Annotated in this window: 18 protein-coding genes and 1 tRNA gene; 13 read left to right on the forward strand and 6 right to left on the reverse strand. The window is 62.2% G+C overall.

Features of this window, described 5'->3' with window-relative positions:
• The 3 genes from DNA98_RS10860 (at position 1) to DNA98_RS10870 (ending at position 4,149) form a co-directional block, all read left to right on the forward strand.
• Complete coding sequence (locus DNA98_RS10860; RefSeq protein ID WP_110530527.1) at positions 1-1,023, forward strand: ABC transporter ATP-binding protein; 1,023 nt, start codon at positions 1-3, stop codon at positions 1,021-1,023.
• The gene (locus DNA98_RS10865) at positions 1,020-1,814 is read left to right on the forward strand and encodes an ABC transporter ATP-binding protein (protein ID WP_199489384.1); all 795 of its coding nucleotides are present in this window, start codon (positions 1,020-1,022) and stop codon (positions 1,812-1,814) included. The genes DNA98_RS10860 and DNA98_RS10865 overlap by 4 nt, the downstream gene beginning before the upstream one ends.
• 67 nt (positions 1,815-1,881) lie before the next feature.
• Positions 1,882-4,149: a glycoside hydrolase family 3 C-terminal domain-containing protein gene (locus DNA98_RS10870; RefSeq protein ID WP_165363892.1), complete on the forward strand. Its 2,268-nt coding sequence runs from the start codon at positions 1,882-1,884 to the stop codon at positions 4,147-4,149.
• Positions 4,150-4,187: 38 nt separating this feature from the next.
• Here the strand turns inward: DNA98_RS10870 and DNA98_RS10875 are convergent.
• Positions 4,188-4,264 (reverse strand) — tRNA-Arg (locus DNA98_RS10875).
• A 99-nt stretch (positions 4,265-4,363) separates the two neighbouring features.
• Between DNA98_RS10875 and DNA98_RS10880 the strand changes: the two genes are divergently transcribed.
• The 3 genes from DNA98_RS10880 (at position 4,364) to DNA98_RS10890 (ending at position 7,609) form a co-directional block, all read left to right on the forward strand.
• On the forward strand, positions 4,364-5,578 hold the full coding sequence (locus DNA98_RS10880) for an MFS transporter (protein ID WP_110530529.1): 1,215 nt from the start codon (positions 4,364-4,366) through the stop codon (positions 5,576-5,578).
• Positions 5,579-5,663: 85 nt separating this feature from the next.
• Positions 5,664-6,260 (forward strand): TRAP transporter small permease subunit, encoded by a 597-nt coding sequence (locus tag DNA98_RS10885; protein ID WP_110530531.1) that lies wholly within the window; start codon positions 5,664-5,666, stop codon positions 6,258-6,260.
• On the forward strand, positions 6,257-7,609 hold the full coding sequence (locus DNA98_RS10890) for a TRAP transporter large permease subunit (protein ID WP_110530533.1): 1,353 nt from the start codon (positions 6,257-6,259) through the stop codon (positions 7,607-7,609). Before DNA98_RS10885 ends, DNA98_RS10890 begins: the two co-directional genes overlap by 4 nt.
• A 48-nt stretch (positions 7,610-7,657) precedes the next feature.
• Here DNA98_RS10890 and DNA98_RS10895 read toward each other — a convergent pair whose 3' ends face one another.
• The 3 genes from DNA98_RS10895 to DNA98_RS10905 form a co-directional block, all read right to left on the reverse strand.
• Positions 7,658-8,740, reverse strand: a complete 1,083-nt coding sequence (locus DNA98_RS10895) for a TRAP transporter substrate-binding protein (protein ID WP_110530535.1) — start codon at positions 8,738-8,740, stop codon at positions 7,658-7,660.
• A 110-nt stretch (positions 8,741-8,850) separates the two neighbouring features.
• The gene (locus tag DNA98_RS10900; protein WP_110530537.1) at positions 8,851-9,366 is read right to left on the reverse strand and encodes a DUF4384 domain-containing protein; all 516 of its coding nucleotides are present in this window, start codon (positions 9,364-9,366) and stop codon (positions 8,851-8,853) included.
• Positions 9,367-9,421: 55 nt separating this feature from the next.
• Positions 9,422-10,045: a ribonuclease HII gene (locus DNA98_RS10905; protein ID WP_110530539.1), complete on the reverse strand. Its 624-nt coding sequence runs from the start codon at positions 10,043-10,045 to the stop codon at positions 9,422-9,424.
• 47 nt (positions 10,046-10,092) lie between these two features.
• On the opposite strand from DNA98_RS10905, the gene DNA98_RS10910 reads away from it, so the two are divergent.
• Positions 10,093-10,920 carry an isoprenyl transferase gene (locus DNA98_RS10910; RefSeq protein ID WP_110530541.1) on the forward strand — a complete coding sequence of 276 codons (828 nt, stop codon included), beginning with the start codon at positions 10,093-10,095 and terminating at the stop codon, positions 10,918-10,920.
• A gap of 160 nt (positions 10,921-11,080) precedes the next feature.
• A complete protein-coding gene (locus DNA98_RS10915; RefSeq protein WP_110530543.1) occupies positions 11,081-12,322 on the forward strand; it encodes a LeuA family protein in 1,242 nt (413 codons plus the stop codon).
• Here the strand turns inward: DNA98_RS10915 and DNA98_RS10920 are convergent.
• Both DNA98_RS10920 and DNA98_RS10925 read right to left on the reverse strand, forming a co-directional pair.
• The gene (locus tag DNA98_RS10920) at positions 12,239-12,538 is read right to left on the reverse strand and encodes a type II toxin-antitoxin system HicA family toxin (RefSeq protein ID WP_110530545.1); all 300 of its coding nucleotides are present in this window, start codon (positions 12,536-12,538) and stop codon (positions 12,239-12,241) included. The genes DNA98_RS10915 and DNA98_RS10920 overlap by 84 nt on opposite strands.
• On the reverse strand, positions 12,528-12,758 hold the full coding sequence (locus tag DNA98_RS10925; protein ID WP_110530547.1) for a type II toxin-antitoxin system HicB family antitoxin: 231 nt from the start codon (positions 12,756-12,758) through the stop codon (positions 12,528-12,530). The genes DNA98_RS10920 and DNA98_RS10925 overlap by 11 nt, the downstream gene beginning before the upstream one ends.
• 22 nt (positions 12,759-12,780) lie before the next feature.
• Here DNA98_RS10925 and DNA98_RS10930 point away from each other — a divergent pair, with 22 nt between their 5' ends.
• From DNA98_RS10930 to lysX, 5 genes are all read left to right on the forward strand, one after another.
• Positions 12,781-14,019: a 3-isopropylmalate dehydratase large subunit gene (locus DNA98_RS10930; protein WP_110530549.1), complete on the forward strand. Its 1,239-nt coding sequence runs from the start codon at positions 12,781-12,783 to the stop codon at positions 14,017-14,019.
• An 18-nt stretch (positions 14,020-14,037) separates the two neighbouring features.
• Positions 14,038-14,538: a homoaconitate hydratase gene (locus DNA98_RS10935; RefSeq protein ID WP_110530551.1), complete on the forward strand. Its 501-nt coding sequence runs from the start codon at positions 14,038-14,040 to the stop codon at positions 14,536-14,538.
• A gap of 21 nt (positions 14,539-14,559) precedes the next feature.
• Positions 14,560-14,889, forward strand: a complete 330-nt coding sequence (locus tag DNA98_RS10940) for a paraquat-inducible protein A (RefSeq protein ID WP_110530553.1) — start codon at positions 14,560-14,562, stop codon at positions 14,887-14,889.
• A 36-nt stretch (positions 14,890-14,925) separates the two neighbouring features.
• The gene (lysW, locus tag DNA98_RS10945) at positions 14,926-15,099 is read left to right on the forward strand and encodes a lysine biosynthesis protein LysW (RefSeq protein ID WP_110530554.1); all 174 of its coding nucleotides are present in this window, start codon (positions 14,926-14,928) and stop codon (positions 15,097-15,099) included.
• 125 nt (positions 15,100-15,224) lie between these two features.
• The gene (gene lysX, locus DNA98_RS10950; protein ID WP_110530555.1) at positions 15,225-16,070 is read left to right on the forward strand and encodes a lysine biosynthesis protein LysX; all 846 of its coding nucleotides are present in this window, start codon (positions 15,225-15,227) and stop codon (positions 16,068-16,070) included.
• Positions 16,071-16,072: the final 2 nt, after the last annotated feature.

Consider the following 16,072-nt stretch of genomic DNA (forward strand, 5'->3'; position numbering starts at 1 on the left):
ATGGCCGAAGTTCGCTTGAACAACCAGGAGACGCGGGATCCGGCCGAACTCCTGAAGATCCGAGATATACGGGCCGCCTACGCGGTAGGAGGACGTGTGGTGCAGGCAGTGGACGGGGTTTCGCTCACGCTGCGGCGGGGCGAGGTGCTGGGCTTGGCGGGAGAATCAGGCTGTGGAAAATCCACGCTAGCGGCAATCTTGGCGCTTTCAGCACGCCCTCCGCTATACGTACAAAGCGGGCAGATGGAACTCGAGGGCAAAACCCTCGACCTTACCCAAGACGCCCGGCTGCCCCGCGAATTCCGGGGCAAGCTCATCTCGGTGCTGCCTCAAGGGGCGATGAATTCGCTGAACCCCACCGCCCGGGTGCGCGATTTTGCCTTCGATGTCTTACGCGCCCACCACCCCCAGATCACCCGCCAGGAAGCCCATGAGCGAACCGCCGAACGCCTTGAACAGTTAGGCCTTCCCGCACGGATCATGCAGAGCTACCCACACCAGCTTTCCGGCGGGATGAAACAGCGGGTGGTGACGGTAATCTCAACCCTCCTGAATCCCACCGTGCTGATCGCCGACGAGCCCACTTCGGCCTTGGATGTCTCGAGCCAGAAAGCCGTGGTGGGGCTCTTGGATACCCTCTTGGAACGCGGGGTGATTCAAAGTATCGTCTTTATCTCCCACGACCTGCCGCTGTTGCGCGAGATTGCCGACCGCATCGCCATCATGTACGCAGGGAAAATCGTCGAGATCGGAAATAACCAGGAAATCCTTCATACCCCGCGCCACCCCTACACCCAAGCCCTAATCGACTCGGTTCTGGTGCCCGAACCTTACGTGCGCCAAAAGCGCATCGAGGGGATCCCAGGCTACCCGCCCGACCTGCGCACCCCACCCAGCGGCTGCCGCTTTCACCCCCGTTGCAAATACGCCCTGCTCAAATGCAGTCAGCTCGAGCCCCCCGGGTTTGGTAAACCCGAACACTTCGCAGCTTGCTGGCTGCTAGGAGAGAAGGTGACGTCGTGACCCCGGCGCCCTTGGTCAAACCCGTGGGAACAGATCTCCTCGAGGTTTCTCGCCTCACCCGCAACTTCGGCTTCGGTAAGAATCAACTCGCGGCGGTTAAAGGAGTTTCCTTCAGCTTGAAACCCGGCGAAATCGTGGCGGTGGTGGGCGAGAGCGGGTCGGGCAAATCCACGCTAGCCCGGCTGTTGCTGCGCCTACTGCGGCCAAGCTCAGGGCACATCTTCTTCGCTGGGAAAGATATAAGCAGCGTCTCCACAGCGGATTACTGGCAGCAGGTGCAGGCCGTTTTTCAAGACCCCTACGCCTGTTTCAATCAGTTCTACACTGTGCAGCGGGTGCTGAGGAACGCCCTACGGCTGCTGGATCAGCGAATATCCCCCGATCAGCGGCAAGAAAAGATGAAGGGGGCCCTCGAGGCCGTGGGGTTAAAAGCAGATGAAATCCTCGGTAAGTGGCCCCATCAGCTCTCGGGCGGGCAGCGCCAGCGGGTGATGCTGGCCAGGGCCCTGATGCTCCGGCCCAAACTGCTCATCGCCGATGAGCCGACTTCCGCGCTCGACGCGAGCTTGCGGGTGAGCGTGCTCAACCTCTTGCAAGACCTCCGCCAACAGTACGGTATGGGTATCGTATTCATCACCCACGACATCGGGCAGGCCTACTACCTCTGTGACCGGATGCTGGTGATGTACCAAGGGGAGTTGGTCGAGCAAGGCCCAGTGGAGGAAGTGGTGCAACAGCCTAAGCATCCCTACACCCAACGGCTACTGGCGGACGTGCCGAAGCTGCACTAGAAGGTCGCTCGATCGACTCGCTGTGCTCCGCGGTAGGTTTGTTGTGGAAAGCTCTAACGGAGAGTTTATGTCTGAACGAATCGAAGAACTGATCTCGCAGATGACCCTCGAGGAAAAAGCCGCCCTCTGCACCGGAGCCGGTCCTTGGAGCACAACCCCCATCCCCCGCCTAGGCATCCCCCAGTTGACCGTCTCGGATGGGCCGCACGGGGTGCGGCGGGTGGCCAACCCGAACGAGATAGCCTCTCCGAGCCTGCCCGCCACCTGTTTCCCCACGGCTTCGTGCCTGGCCGCGACGTGGAATACCGATCTGGTGCGCGCGGTGGGAAAGGCGATCGGAGAGGAAGCTCGAGCGCTCGGGGTAGACGTGGTACTCGGCCCCGGCAACAACATGAAGCGCACCCCCTTGTGTGGGCGCAACTTTGAATATTTTTCGGAAGATCCTTACCTCTCGGGTGAGCTCGCCGCCAGCTACATCCAGGGCGTACAGAGCGAAGGCGTGGGCACTTCCCTCAAGCATTACGCGGTCAATAATCAGGAGTTTCAGCGCTTTAGCATCAGCGCCGAGGTAGACGAGCGCACCTTGCGCGAAATCTACCTGTCCGCCTTCGAACGCGCCGTCAAGAAAGCCCATCCCTGGACAGTGATGTGTTCGTACAACAAGGTCAACGGCACCCATGCCTCTGAGCATTCCCTACTGCTCACGGAAATTCTCAAGGGAGAGTGGGGTTTCGAGGGGTTGGTGGTCTCAGACTGGGGCGCCGTGCACGACCGAGTGGCTTCCTTGCAAGCCGGGCTCGACCTCGAGATGCCCGGCCCCAAGCCGCGCCATACCCAAGCCGTAATCGCGGCGGTACGCAGCGGAAAGCTGGCGGAGTCCAAGCTCAACGAGGCGGTACGGCGCATTTTGCGGATTGTCTTCAAGGCCGCTGAGACCCCTAAAGGAGGCACCTTCGATGTAGAAGCCCACCACGCCCTGGCCCGGAAAGCCGCTGCAGAGGGCATGGTGTTGCTCAAGAACAAGGGTCTGCTGCCCCTGCGGAATCCTAGGCGCATCGCAGTGATCGGCCGTTCGGCCCTGCACCCCCAGTTCCAAGGCGGGGGCAGCTCTAACGTAAACCCCACTCGGGTAGACATCCCTCTGGAGGAGCTGCGTAGGGCAGCTACGGGCGCGGTGATCACCTTTAGTGAAGGCTATCCGTTGGGTCTTGATGAAGATCCCGCCCTCATCGAGGAGGCGGTGATCCAAGCCCAGCAAGCCGAGGTCGCGCTGATCTTTGCGGCCCTGCCCCCTGCGGTGGAGTCGGAGGGCTATGACCGTCCCTATCTGGGCCTCACCCCTCAGCAAGTAGCCCTCATCCAAGCTGTGAGCCGGGCCCAACCCCACACTGCGGTGATACTCAACACCGGCTCGGCGGTAGAGATGAGCTCGTGGATCGAAGGGGTGGAGGCGGTGCTACAAGGGTGGCTGATGGGCCAGGCCGGAGCTGGAGCCATCGCCGATATCCTCTTTGGCCGCATCAACCCCTCCGGCAAGCTGGCAGAGACTTTTCCCCTGCGCCTGCAGGACACCCCAGCCTACCTCAATTTTCCTGGCGAGAACGGCCAGGTACGTTACGGAGAGGGCTTGTTCATCGGCTACCGCTACTACGATGCCAAGGAAATCCCGGTGCTCTTTCCCTTCGGCCATGGCCTCTCCTACACCACCTTCGAATACCGCGACCTTCGGGTCTCCGCCGAAACCTTCAAGGACATCGAGGGCCTTGGCGTCTCGTTCGAAGTGGGCAACACCGGTCAGGTAGCAGGTCAAGAGGTGGTGCAAATCTACGTGCGTGACGTGAAATCCAAGCTGATACGCCCGCCGAAAGAGCTCAAGGGGTTCGCCAAGCTCGAGCTACAGCCCGGCGAGACCCAGACGGTGAGCGTGATGCTAGACTTCCGCGCCTTCGCCTACTACCACCCCGGCTACAGGCGCTGGATCACCGAAGACGGGGAGTTTGAAATCTTAGTGGGGGCTTCGGCAGCAGATATCCGCCTTCGCAAGACGGTAGTGCTAGAATCCACGCTTGACCTTCCCTCGCTCCTCAATCTCGAGTCCACCCCGCGCGAATGGCTCGAGGACAAGCGAGGACGCGCAGTGCTCGAGCCGATGCTCAATGACCTCGTGCGGCAAATGGGGGCAGCGATGGGAACCGGTGAACAGGCCATCGGGATGGATATGATGGGATTTATCCTCGACACCCCTTTGCGCAGCGTGCTGGGGTTTCAGGAGAGCCTCCTGCCCACTTCCGCTGAAGAGATCGTACAGGCGCTGCTTGCACGGGTGCGGGGCTAAAGCTTACCCCTCGAGCCCGATGGGCTCGAGGGGATTGCTGGCGGGCCCGAGAGGATTCGAACCCCTGGCCTACTGATCCGTAGTCAGTCGCTCTATCCAGCTGAGCTACGGGCCCTAGCTTTACGCTCGCTCGAGCGCGTCCTGTAAGATAGCACAGCCCCCGAAGGCTGTCAATAACGACCTTGTTGGTCGGCTCCAGCCTATACTGGGCTCAATGCAACCCTTTACCCCAAGCTGGTACACGGTCTTAGCCTCTTACTGGTTTGCCACTAGCTTCAAATGGGCCGCCGTCCTTTTGGCCTTGCTCCCGGAACGGGTAGCGCAACTGGTAGCTAACGAGCAAAAGGCTGGAGCCCTGGGCCTTTTGTTCGCCACCGGCGCAGTGATGGCTTTGATTGGCCCTCCACTGACGGGCTACTTTTCCGACCGCTTTGGGCGACGGATGCCTTTTCTGGCCATCGGGGCCGTGCTCACCGCCGTGGCTTTGGTCTGGATGGCCCACGCCCCTAGCTACGCAGTGCTGTTTGCGGCCTACATCCTCTTGCAGATCGCCGATGACCTTGGCACCGGCCCCTACTCAGCCCTGATCCCTGATCTGGTGCCCCGCTCCAAGCGGGGGACCGCCTCGGGGTACTTGGGAACCATGCAGATGGTCGGAAACATCGTGGCAGCGGTGCTGATTTTCTCTTTACCCAGCATCGCCGGGCAGTTTTACGTGCTGGCTGGGGTCAATTTGCTCGCAGCGCTGCTCATTTTGCGGACGATCCAGGAAGTGCCTGGGCTACGCCAGCGGCAGCTCGGCTTCGTGCAGAGCATGCTAGCCCCCTGGAGAAACCCCGATTTCCGCTGGGTGTGGGCCACCCGTTTCTTCGCCATGCTAGGCCAGTACAGTGTGCAGACCTACTTGCTGTACTACCTGAGCGACGTGGTCCGCACCTTCGACGCCTTCGGTTTGCGCCTCGCCGACGCAACCCAAGCGGTAGGGGTATTGGGGCTGATGATCTTCGTGGGGGGGGCGCTCTCGGCCGTCTACGCCGGGCGTCGCTCGGACCAACTGGGGCGCAAACGCCCGATCTACATCTCGGGGGTTGGGCTATCGTTGGTGGTGTTGCCGATTCTGCTCTTGCCCCGTTTTGATCTGCTGGTGGTGTTGGCCCTGGTCTTCGGGGTGTTTTTCGGCGTCTATCTAGCGGTGGACTGGGCCCTGGTCGCGGATGTGCTTCCCGATCCCGAGGGCTACGCCACCGACATGGGGCTATGGCAGACTTCCATCGTGCTGCCCCAGGTCATCGCGGGGAGCTTCGGCGGGCTGATTGACCGGGCCAACCAAGCCTCGGCAGGCTCGGGGTATACCTTGGTCTTCCTGATGGCGGCAGGGTTTTTTCTGCTGGGAACGCTTCTGGTGCGGCAGATTCGCGGGGCCCGTTAACTTGCTCTTGCCGAGAGAACCTCGTTCGCATTGACGAGGACAATACCGTCCTATACGATGATCGGGTCAGTTTAAGGGAGGTCGCATGAGGTTCTTGCTGGGTATCTCACGGGCCATCGACGCACTTAGCCTGGGCGTCAACAAAGCGGTCATCTGGTTGGTTTTGCTGGCGACTTTGGTCTCGGCGGGCAATGCCCTGGTGCGCTACGCGCTGCACAGCAGTTCAAACGCCTGGCTCGAGCTGCAATGGATCATGTTCGGGGCCATCTTCCTGCTGGGGGCCAGCTACACCTTGATGAAGAATGGGCACGTCCGGGTGGACGTGCTCTATGGCAAGTACCCCCCCAAGGTCAAGCTCTGGGTGGATTTGCTGGGAACGCTTTTCTTTCTGATCCCTACCGCGGTGGTGATCTTTCTGACCTCGCTGCCTTGGGTAGCCAACTCCATCAGCACCCGGGAAATGTCGCCGGACGCCGGAGGGCTGCCCTACTGGCCGATCAAGCTCATGATCCCTGTAGCCATCGTTCTGCTGATCCTACAGGCCATCTCCGAGGTCATAAAGCGTTTGGCCATGCTCACCGGTCACCTGGAAATTCCCGAGTACGTGACCGAAGAGGAAGCCGAAGTGGAAGAGGTCAAAGCCATTGTGGCCCAAGGTGACCCGAAGGAGGAGAGACCGTGAGCTTCGAGGTAATGGCCCCGCTGATGTTCGTGGGCTTGATCGTCTTTTTGCTCTTAGGGTACCCGGTGGCCTTCTCGCTGGGGGCGGTGGGCTTGCTATTCGGCTGGATTGGGGTGCACTACGACTTCATCCAGCCGGTGTTCTTGCAAAACATCCCCCTGCGCATCTTCGATACTTTGAAAAACCAGACCCTGCTGGCCGTCCCCTTCTTCACCTTCATGGGCTTGATCCTCGAGCGCAGCGGTATGGCCGAGGACTTGCTGGACACGATCGGACAGCTGTTCGGACGGCTGCGCGGCGGGATCGCCTATGCCGTGATCTTGGTAGGCGCCTTGCTGGGGGCTACGACCGGCGTGGTGGCGGCCTCGGTGATTGCGATGGGGCTCATCTCGCTACCGGTGATGCTGCGCTATGGCTACTCCCCGCGGGTCGCCTCGGGGGTGATCGCGGCCTCGGGCACCCTAGCCCAGATCGTCCCCCCCAGCCTGGTCCTCATCGTCATGGCGGATCAGCTCGGCGTGAGCGTAGGCGACATGTACCGTGGGGCCTTGGTTCCCAGCCTTATCCTCACCGGGCTCTATCTGGTCTATGTAATCTTAGTCAGCCTGTTCAACCCCAAAGCGGTGCCCGGCTTGCCCGAGGAGGCTCGCACCCACCGCGGAGTCCAGTTGGCCGTGCGGGTGCTTACGGTCATGATTCCGCCCTTAGTGCTCATCTTTTTGGTGCTGGGCACTATCTTTCTCGGGGTAGCTACCCCCACCGAGGGCGGGGCCATGGGGGCGGTGGGCGCGCTGGTGCTGGCTGCCTTGCGACGGCGGCTGAGCCTGAAGATACTGCTCCAGGCCATGGAGTCCACCGCCCGGCTTACCTCGTTCGTGGCCTTCATCCTGGTGGGCTCGCGCATCTTCAGCCTGGTGTTCGTGGGCGTGGACGGGGATCGCTGGGTGGAAAACCTGCTCAAAACCGCCCTGCCCGACAACCCCATCGCTTTCTTGCTGGTCATCAACCTGCTGGTTTTCTTGATCGCCTTCTTCCTAGATTATTTCGAAATCGCCTTCATCATCATCCCGCTGATCTTGCCCGCGGTGACGGGAATTATGGAAGGGCTCTACCCGGAAGACTACAAGATCGGGCTGTACTGGTTTGGGGTGATGTTGGGGGTCAATCTACAGACCTCGTTCATGCACCCGCCCTTTGGTTTTGCCCTGTTTTTCCTGCGCAGCGTGGCCCCGCCCAACCTCAAAACTTCGGATATCTACTGGGGGGCGGTACCCTTCGTGCTGATCCAGCTCATCATGACGTTGGTCCTGCTCTTCAACCCTCAGCTGGTCACCCACTGGCTAAAGTAAACACGATTCCCACACCGCTATCTACGCGGTGTGGGAATGGGTAGTTTCTTATCCCACGTTGGGGAAAGCGAACTGCTCGTAGCCCAGCTCGTACACCGCAAAGGCCTTGTACTCGTCGTCACGGAACTTCCGCCAGGCGGTGTAAACTTTTTTGTAGGTGGCGTCTTTGGCGGCCTCCTCCTCGTACCAATCAAAGGCTGCCTTCTGGCCAGCCTTGAGAATCTCGTTGGGGAACTTGCGCAAGCGCACTCCGTTTTTGAGCAAGCGCTGCAAGGCCTCGGGGTTTACCTTATCGTACTTGGCCAGCATGGTGAGGTTGGCCTCGGCGGCGGCTACCTCAAAGGCTTGCTGGTAGTCCTTGGGGAGCTTCTTCCATTCGTTGAGGTTTATGTAGAACGAAAGTTGCGGCCCTGGCTCCCAAAAGCCCGGATAGTAGTAGTACTTGGCGATTTTGTAAAAGCCTAGCTTCTCGTCGTCGTACGGGCCTACCCACTCGGTGGCGTCAATGGTGCCGCGCTCCAAAGCGGGGTAGATATCCCCCCCCGCCAACACCTGCGGAACCACCCCCAAGCGGCTCATCACCACGCCGCCGGGGCCAGGGATACGCATCTTGATGCCCTTGAGGTCGGCAGCGCTGTTGATCTCCTTGCGGAACCAGCCTCCCATCTGGGCACCAGTGTTCCCGCCGGGGAAGTTGATGATGTTGAAGTCAGCGAAGATCGAGCGGAACAGCTCGAGCCCGCCCCCGTAATACATCCACGCATTCTGCTGGCGGGCCGTAAGGCCAAAGGGTACCGCAGCATCATAGGCCAGCACCTGGGCCTTGCCGACGAAGTAGTAGCTGGCGGTATGGCCGACTTCTACCGTCCCCTGCTGGACCGCGTCGAGCACCTGGAGACCCGGTACGATCTCGCCTGCGGGGAAGGTGCGGATCTGGAACTTCCCATCGGTGAGCTGGCTCACCCGATCGGCCAGCACTTCGGCTGCCCCGAAGATGGTATCGAGGCTTTTGGGGAAGCTGCTCGCCAAGCGCCAGCGAATGGTCGGGGTGGCTTGTGCAAAGACCGGACCGAACGCGGTACTGGCCGCTACGCCCACCCCGGCTTTCTTGAGGAAACTGCGTCTATCCACATCGCCTCCTAAGAAGGGTTTTTCGCACTACTGGGTGCGAGGTGATTATATGCAACTCCCGACCCCGGTTCAAGCTGATAGGGGTCGGGAAAGTCGCCAGGGGGCAACCTCTACTGGGTGATGTAGAAGTAGGTATCGCGCACGTCGCGCACCTGGGCCCCGCTCAGCTGAAGGTAGCTGCTGGTGCGGCTGTTGAAGCCATCGCTATAAATCCGCCCTTCAAAACGCACCGAGGCCGGAGCAGGGGTGTTGGTGTAAATGGCCCGCACCTGTTGCAAGCCCAGGGGGTAGGTCAGGGTGTACTGGATCTGCCGGCTGGCCAGAGGGAGGGTGTAGGTACCGGGGTTGAGGTAGTAGCGGTCGAACTCGTAGGCCCGGCCATCGGGATCTACCCCGACCAGGGCGATGTAACCGGGGCGATTCAAGCTGATCACAAAGCGCACGGCTTCCCCAACCCGGTAATAACTGCCTTCTCCGCGGTCCGGGCGGAACTGGGTGATGACGGGGCTCAGCTCCACGCCAAAGCCTACCCCCACGCTCACCGTACCGGGGCGAACGCCAATCGTACAGGCCGAAAGCAGCAGCGCCAGCAACACCAGGCTTGGCAGTCTCAGGCTCAATCCCATGCCTTTAGGCTACCGAAGCAATCTGAAGGAGGGCTGAACTGCCTTCCAACCTCGGTTAACTAAAGAGCAGAGCTCGCACCGGGGCGAAGGTCTTACGGTGGACCGGCGAGGGACCCAGGCGGCGCAAGCTCTCCCGATGCAGCGCGGTGCCGTAGCCTTTGTGGGTGGCAAAGCCGTAGCCGGGATACTGCGCCTCCAGCTCGAGCATATGCCGGTCCCGCGCCACCTTGGCCAAGATACTCGCCGCTGCCACGGTAGGGCTATCCCGATCCGCCTTGGGCGGGCAGCGGAACAAGCAAGCAGGACCCCGCCACTCCCGCTCGAGCCGAAGGCAATCTGTGAGCAAGGCATCGGGCAACAGCGGCAAACCCTCGAGGGCTCGCCGCGCGGCCAGATGGGTGGCTTTGAGGATCCCCAGCCGCTCGATCTCATCTACCTCGGCGAATCCCACCCCCCAGCCCAGCGCCACCGCCTTGACCCTGGCCTCGAGGGCTTCCCGCTGCCGGGCGCTGAGGGTCTTGGAATCGCGGAAAGGGTATTCTCCCCTCCTCAGGACCACCGCTCCCGCTACCACCGGCCCCGCCCAGGCCCCCCGGCCGGCCTCGTCCACCCCGGCGACCCGTAGCCCAGCTTCCCACCAATCCCTCTCAAGCGGGGGAAATTCGCCCTCCGACCTCATGTTTAGCTACTCTAATTGGCCCCTGGGGAAAGTGCTACTCTTGAAGGGTGGCAGCTACGGCTTCTCCCTCCTGGCCGGCCCGTGCGCTCGGCTGGGTCAAAGCCCTCACCAAGCCCCTGTACTGGTGGTATGAGCGCCGCCTCGAGCGGGAGGTGCGCGGCGGCCATGTCCCCAGGCACCTAGGAATGATCCTCGATGGCAACCGGCGCTTTGCCCGCAGCCTGGGGCTAGAGAGCCATCAAGGACACGAGTTCGGGGTAGCCAAAGCCTACGAGGTGCTCGAGTGGTGCCTGGAGCTAGGGATCAAAACCGTCACGGTGTGGGTCTTCAGCACCGACAACTGGAGCCGCAGCCAAAAGGAAGTCGAGACCCTGATGAACCTCTTCGTCAAGGAGGCCCGGCGCATGGCGGTAGACCCGCGCATCCACGCCAACGAGGTGCGGGTCAAGGTCATCGGGCGGCGCGATCGCTTCCCCCCCAAAGTATTGGAGGCCCTGGAGGAGCTCGAGCGGGCCACCGAGCAACACGAGGGCATGCTCTTGCAAATCGCCATGGGCTATGGCGGGCGCGAGGAGATCGTGGATGCGGTCAAAGCTCTGCTGCTCGAAGCTGCCCAAACCGGTAAAAGCCCGGAGGAACTGGCCTCCGAGCTCGACATCGAGCATATCGGCGAGCGCCTGTACACCGCTGGGGTTCCCGATCCCGATTTCATCATCCGCACCTCGGGCGAGGTGCGGCTATCGGGCTTTTTGCTGTGGCAAAGCGCCCATAGCGAGTACTATTTCTTCGACGCCTTGTGGCCCGCTTTCCGCAAGGTGGACTTCCTGCGGGCCATCCGCAGCTATCAAGGGCGCGAACGGCGGTTCGGGCGTTAGCAGGCTTGACATATCCGGGCAGCTTGTATACCCTTCTTCCAGGATGATCTTAAGTGCAAAAAAACCCAGCGCCGGGGGGCTAGCCTGAGCTAGTCCGCGCGAGTGCGTATCCCGGCCCGCCAACCCAGCGGGCCGGTTTTTCTCTGAGGAAACCAGGGGTATGGGCAACAGCCAAACACACTTCAGGCGCATCGAGATCGTGGACACCACCCTCCGCGATGGCCAGCAGTCGCCGCTGCTCTTTGACACCGAGAAGTACCGCTTCACCCTCGAGGAGAAAAAGCAGCTGCTGGCGGGATTGATCGAGCTGGGGGTCACGCACATCGAGTTCTTCTCGCCCGTGGTGGGCCTAGCCGAAGAGCAGGACGTGCGTGAGCTCATCGCCTACGCCAGGGGCCTCACCGCGCGGGAACTGCGCCTGTTGGCCCACTGCCGCTGCCACCCCGAGGACATCGAGCGCTCGCTCGAGGTCGGTTGCAACGGGCTCAACCTCTACCTGGGCGTCTCGCCGCTGGCCCAGCGGCACAACGCCCAGAAGAGCTTGGAAGAGGCCATCGCCCTGGCCAAGGAGGTGCTCCAGAGCACCCGCGAGCGTCACCCTGAGCTCTACCTGCGCTTCAGCGCCGAGGACGCCTTCCGCACGCCCAAAGAAGACCTCTTTCGCCTCTACGACGCGGTGTATCCCTACGTGAACACCCTGGGCCTGCCCGACACGGTGGGCCTGGCCGAGCCGGAGGACGTGGCAGCGCTGGTATGTGCTTTGCGCGAGCGCTACCCAAGCGTGGACCTAGAGTGCCACTTCCATAACGACCGGGGCCTGGCCCTGGCCAACGTCCTCGCGGCGGTGCGCGCGGGGGTGCGCTATGTGGACGCTTCCATCTGGGGGCTGGCCGAAAGATCGGGGATCCCCTCGGTGACGGGGGTTTTGTTCAATCTCTCTAAGCACCACCCTGAACTCTTCGGGCAGTACAACCTCAGCCAGTGCTACCCGCTCAACGTGCTGATGGCCTCGATCCTGGGCACCTTGGTGCCCTACACCGAGCCGGTCTCCCTCACCAACCGCACCCACACCGCCGGGGTTCACCAGAAAGCCGTGCTCAACGAGAAAAAAGTCTACGAGGCCCACAACCTCCACGACTTCGGCGTGGACAAGAACCAGCTCCTCTTGGGGCCGCTGTCGGGCTGGAACCTGATCTACTACTATTTGAAAGAGGTCGAGGCGCTCGAGATCACCAAGGAAGAGGCCAAGGAGATCACCCAGGAGTTCAAGCGCCGCACCCACGAGATCGGGCGCAGCAAGAAGCCCGAGGAGTTGCTGCTAGAGATCGCCACCGCCCGCGGCATCCGCAAGCACCCCCTGCCCGAAGAGGTGCCCACCGCCCGCCTGGAGAACCTGGACTAAAGGGTTATGTCGAAGTTTCCGATATTCTTCCTCACTCAGCCCGACGTCCTTGAGGATTTTATGGTAGGTACCTTTCTTGAGTTCCTTCCGATGGAACGGAATCACCGTTCTACGCCCGTCCAGATGGATTACAATGCGGTGACTGCCTTTGCCCGACTCCTCTTCAAATCCGATGCGCCTAAGCTTACGAAGCACGTCTTCGGGTTTAGGCGGCATTCACTTCTACCTCTACCCACTCTCCATCCGGCTCGGGGATTGGAAGGCCCCGGCGTTTCAGCGCGTCAAGCATCCCCTCGAGCGCTTCCAAAACGTTGCCAATGGCTTCCTCACGGGTATCGCCGTCGGAGTGAACCCCAGGCACCGCCGGGACATCCGCCAACCAAACCCCTGGCTCTTCCGGATCTTCGTAGACGTGTACCCAATACCTGCGTTTCATACCCTGATTATAGGAGGTCGAGATGGGCCTAACCCTAGCCGAAAAAATCCTTTCCCAGCGGGCCGGGCGTGAGGTGCGGGCCGGGGAGCTGGTGGTGGTGGAGGTAGACCAGGTGATGGTGGTGGACTCCATCGCCGGGAGCTTCTTCAAGCGCTTGGAATACCTGGGGGCCACCCCCCGCTACCCGGAAAAGGTCGCCATCGTCATCGACCACGTGGCCCCGGCGGCCAACGTGGAGGTGGCCAAGGCGCAGAAGGAGATCCGGGAGTGGGGGCAGCGGATGGGCTGCCGGGTCTATGACGTGGGGCGCGGCATCTGCCACCAGGTGCTCATCGAGGAGCGGCTGGCCCTGCCCGGCGGGATCGTGCTGGGCTCGGACTCCCACTCCACCACCTACGGCGGGGTGGCCTGCTTCGGCAGCGGGATGGGGGCTACCGACATCGCGCTGGCGGCGGCCTCGGGCCGCACCTGGCTGCGGGTGCCCGAGAGCGTGAAGGTAACCCTCCGAGGGCGGCTGGCCTCTGGCGCGACGGCCAAGGATGCGGCTTTGGAGATGGTGCGCCTTCTCACCGCCGATGGCGCGACCTACATGAGCATCGAGATCCACCTCGAGGACGGCGCCGAATCCTTCACCCGCAGCCAGCGCCTGACCCTGGCCAACCTCACCGTAGAGGCCGGGGCCAAGTGCGGGCTGGTGGTGCCCAGTGGCGAGATCCTGGAACTCTACGAGGTGCCTGACTGGCTCTACCCCGACCCCGATGCCGTGTATGTGAAGCAGGTCGAAATTGATTTGGCGACGCTCACCCCCCGCGTCTCGGTGCCCTTCTACGTGGACAACGTGCAGACGGTGGAGCGGGTGATGGGCAAGAAGGTGGACCAGGTCTTTGTGGGCACCTGCACCAACGGGCGCCTCGACGACCTGCACGAGGTGGCCGAGGTGCTGCGTGGGCGCCGGGTCGCGCCCGGGGTGCGGATGCTGGTGATCCCGGCCAGTTCGCAGGTGCTCGAGGAGGCCACTGCCGACGGCACGCTGCTCACCCTGCTGCAAGCCGGCGCGACCATCGGTACCCCGGGCTGCGGGCCTTGCATGGGCCGCCACCAAGGGGTGCTGGCGCCGGGGGAGGTCTGCGTATCCACCTCCAACCGCAACTTCAAAGGGCGGATGGGCGCCGCCGACGCGGAAATTTACCTGGCGAGCCCCAGGGTGGCGGCGGCGAGCGCGGTGGCGGGGTTCATCACCACGCCGGAGGAGCTCGCCTGAGGGGCTTTTGGAGGGCGAATGGCACGCATCTGGAAGTTTGGCGATTCCATCAACACCGACGACATCCTGCCGGGCAAGTACGCCCCCTTCATGGTGGGCGAGGACAAGTTCCACACCTACGCCTTTGCCCACCTCCGCCCGGAGTTCGCCCCGGGGTTCAGGCCGGGCGACATCCTGGTGGCCGGGCGCAACACCGGGCTAGGCAGCAGCCGCGAGTACGCCCCTGAGGCGCTGAAAAAGTTGGGCCTCAGGGCCATCATTGCCAAGAGCTACGCCCGCATCTTCTACCGCAACCTGATCAACCTGGGCATCATGCCCTTCGAGGCCCCTGAGGTGGTGGATGCCCTGCACGACGGCGACGAGGTGGAGTTGGAGTTCGAGCAGGGCCTGCTGCGCCGGGGGAGCGAGACCTTCCGGCTCACCCCGCCCCCCGCCTTCTTGCTCGAGGCCCTCAAAGAAGGATCTATCCTGGAGTACTACAAAAAGCATGGAAGGTTCCCGGGCGAGGGTCCATCGTAAACTTTAAGGAGGGGGGGTGTTATGGACGAGGTCGAGGTTAGTTGTCCGGTCTGCGGCGAGGCCAACTACATGTCCGCCGAAGAGTACGAAGCGCTCGCCGAAGGCGATGTGATGGACTGCCCGGTGTGTGGAGCGACCCTCGAGGTCGTCTCCACCGATCCGCTCGAGCTGTTGGTGGTAGAAGGCGACCTGCACGAGTTCTACGTGGACTGCCCACGCTGCGAAACCCAGATTGCCGTCTCGGCGGACGAGGAGGGCAATCCGGTAACCTGTGAGAACTGCGGCTTTACCTTCGTGCCAGACTGGTCGGAGATCCACGAGGACGACGGGGAAGCGGAATACCTAAACTGAGCCCTACATTCGCAATGCGCAACAAAGGAGCTAGTCATGGCAAAAATCACCTTCATCAACCCGGAAACCGGCGCTGAGATCGTTTTGGAGAACCCTGAGCTGGGCGAGATCGTGGTGGACGACGAGACCGGCATGGAGTTCGAAGTGGTGAGCCTGGACCCACCCCGGCTCGAGGCCGCCCCCGAGGAAGCGGAGGACTGGGGGGAGTAGGCGCGAAGGGCCGTCGAAGCTCCAGAGCGTTTAGCGTACGACACAAGGCGTGAAGGCCGCACAATGCCCCGAAAATCGAGTTGCCAGCGCACCTTGACGCCCGGCGTTCAGCGGCCCAGAGGGTTATGCTAGCCATTCTCTACGACCGTATCCGTCCCGACGAGGAGATGCTCTTCGAAGCCGCGCATCGGCTCGACATCCCTTTCAAGAAGATCTATGCCAAGCAGTTCCCTATGCGCCTGGGCGAGCGCCCCGCCGAGCTCGAGGGCGTCACCTGTGCCGTCGAGCGGTTGGTGAGCCAGAGCAAGGGCCTGGCGGTGAGCCGCTACCTCACCAGCCTGGGCATCCCGGTGGTCAACCGGCCCGAGGTGATCGAGGTCTGTGGCGACAAGTGGGCCACAAGCTGCGCCTTGGCCGCCTGTGGCGTGCCCCAGCCCAGGACCGCTCTGGCCACCGAGAGCGAGGAAGCCCTCAGGCTCATCGAGGAGATGGGCTACCCGGTGGTGATGAAGCCGGTGGTGGGGAGCTGGGGCCGCCTGCTCTCCAAGATCAACGACCGCGACGCCGCCGAGGCCATCTTGGAGCACAAGGAGGTCTTAGGCGGCTACCAGCACCAGCTCTACTACATCCAGGAGCTCGTGAACAAGCCGGGCCGCGATATTCGGGCCTTCGTGGTGGGCGACACCTGCATTGCCGCAATCTACCGCGCCAGCGAGCACTGGATCACCAACACCGCCCGCGGCGGCAAGGCTTCCAACTGCCCGGTCACGCCCGAGCTGGCCGACATCGCCGTGCGGGCCGCCAAGGCGGTGGGCGGGGGCGTGGTGGCCATCGATCTCTTCGAGAGCGAGCGCGGGCTCTTGGTCAACGAGGTCAACCACACCATGGAGTTCAAGAACTCGGTGAGCACCACCGGCGTGGACATTCCGGGGAAGATCCTCGAGTACGCCTGGGGCTTGAGGAGGGGGTAGGG

Origin of the sequence: Meiothermus sp. Pnk-1 (assembly GCF_003226535.1) — a bacterium.
Lineage (GTDB): Bacteria > Deinococcota > Deinococci > Deinococcales > Thermaceae > Allomeiothermus.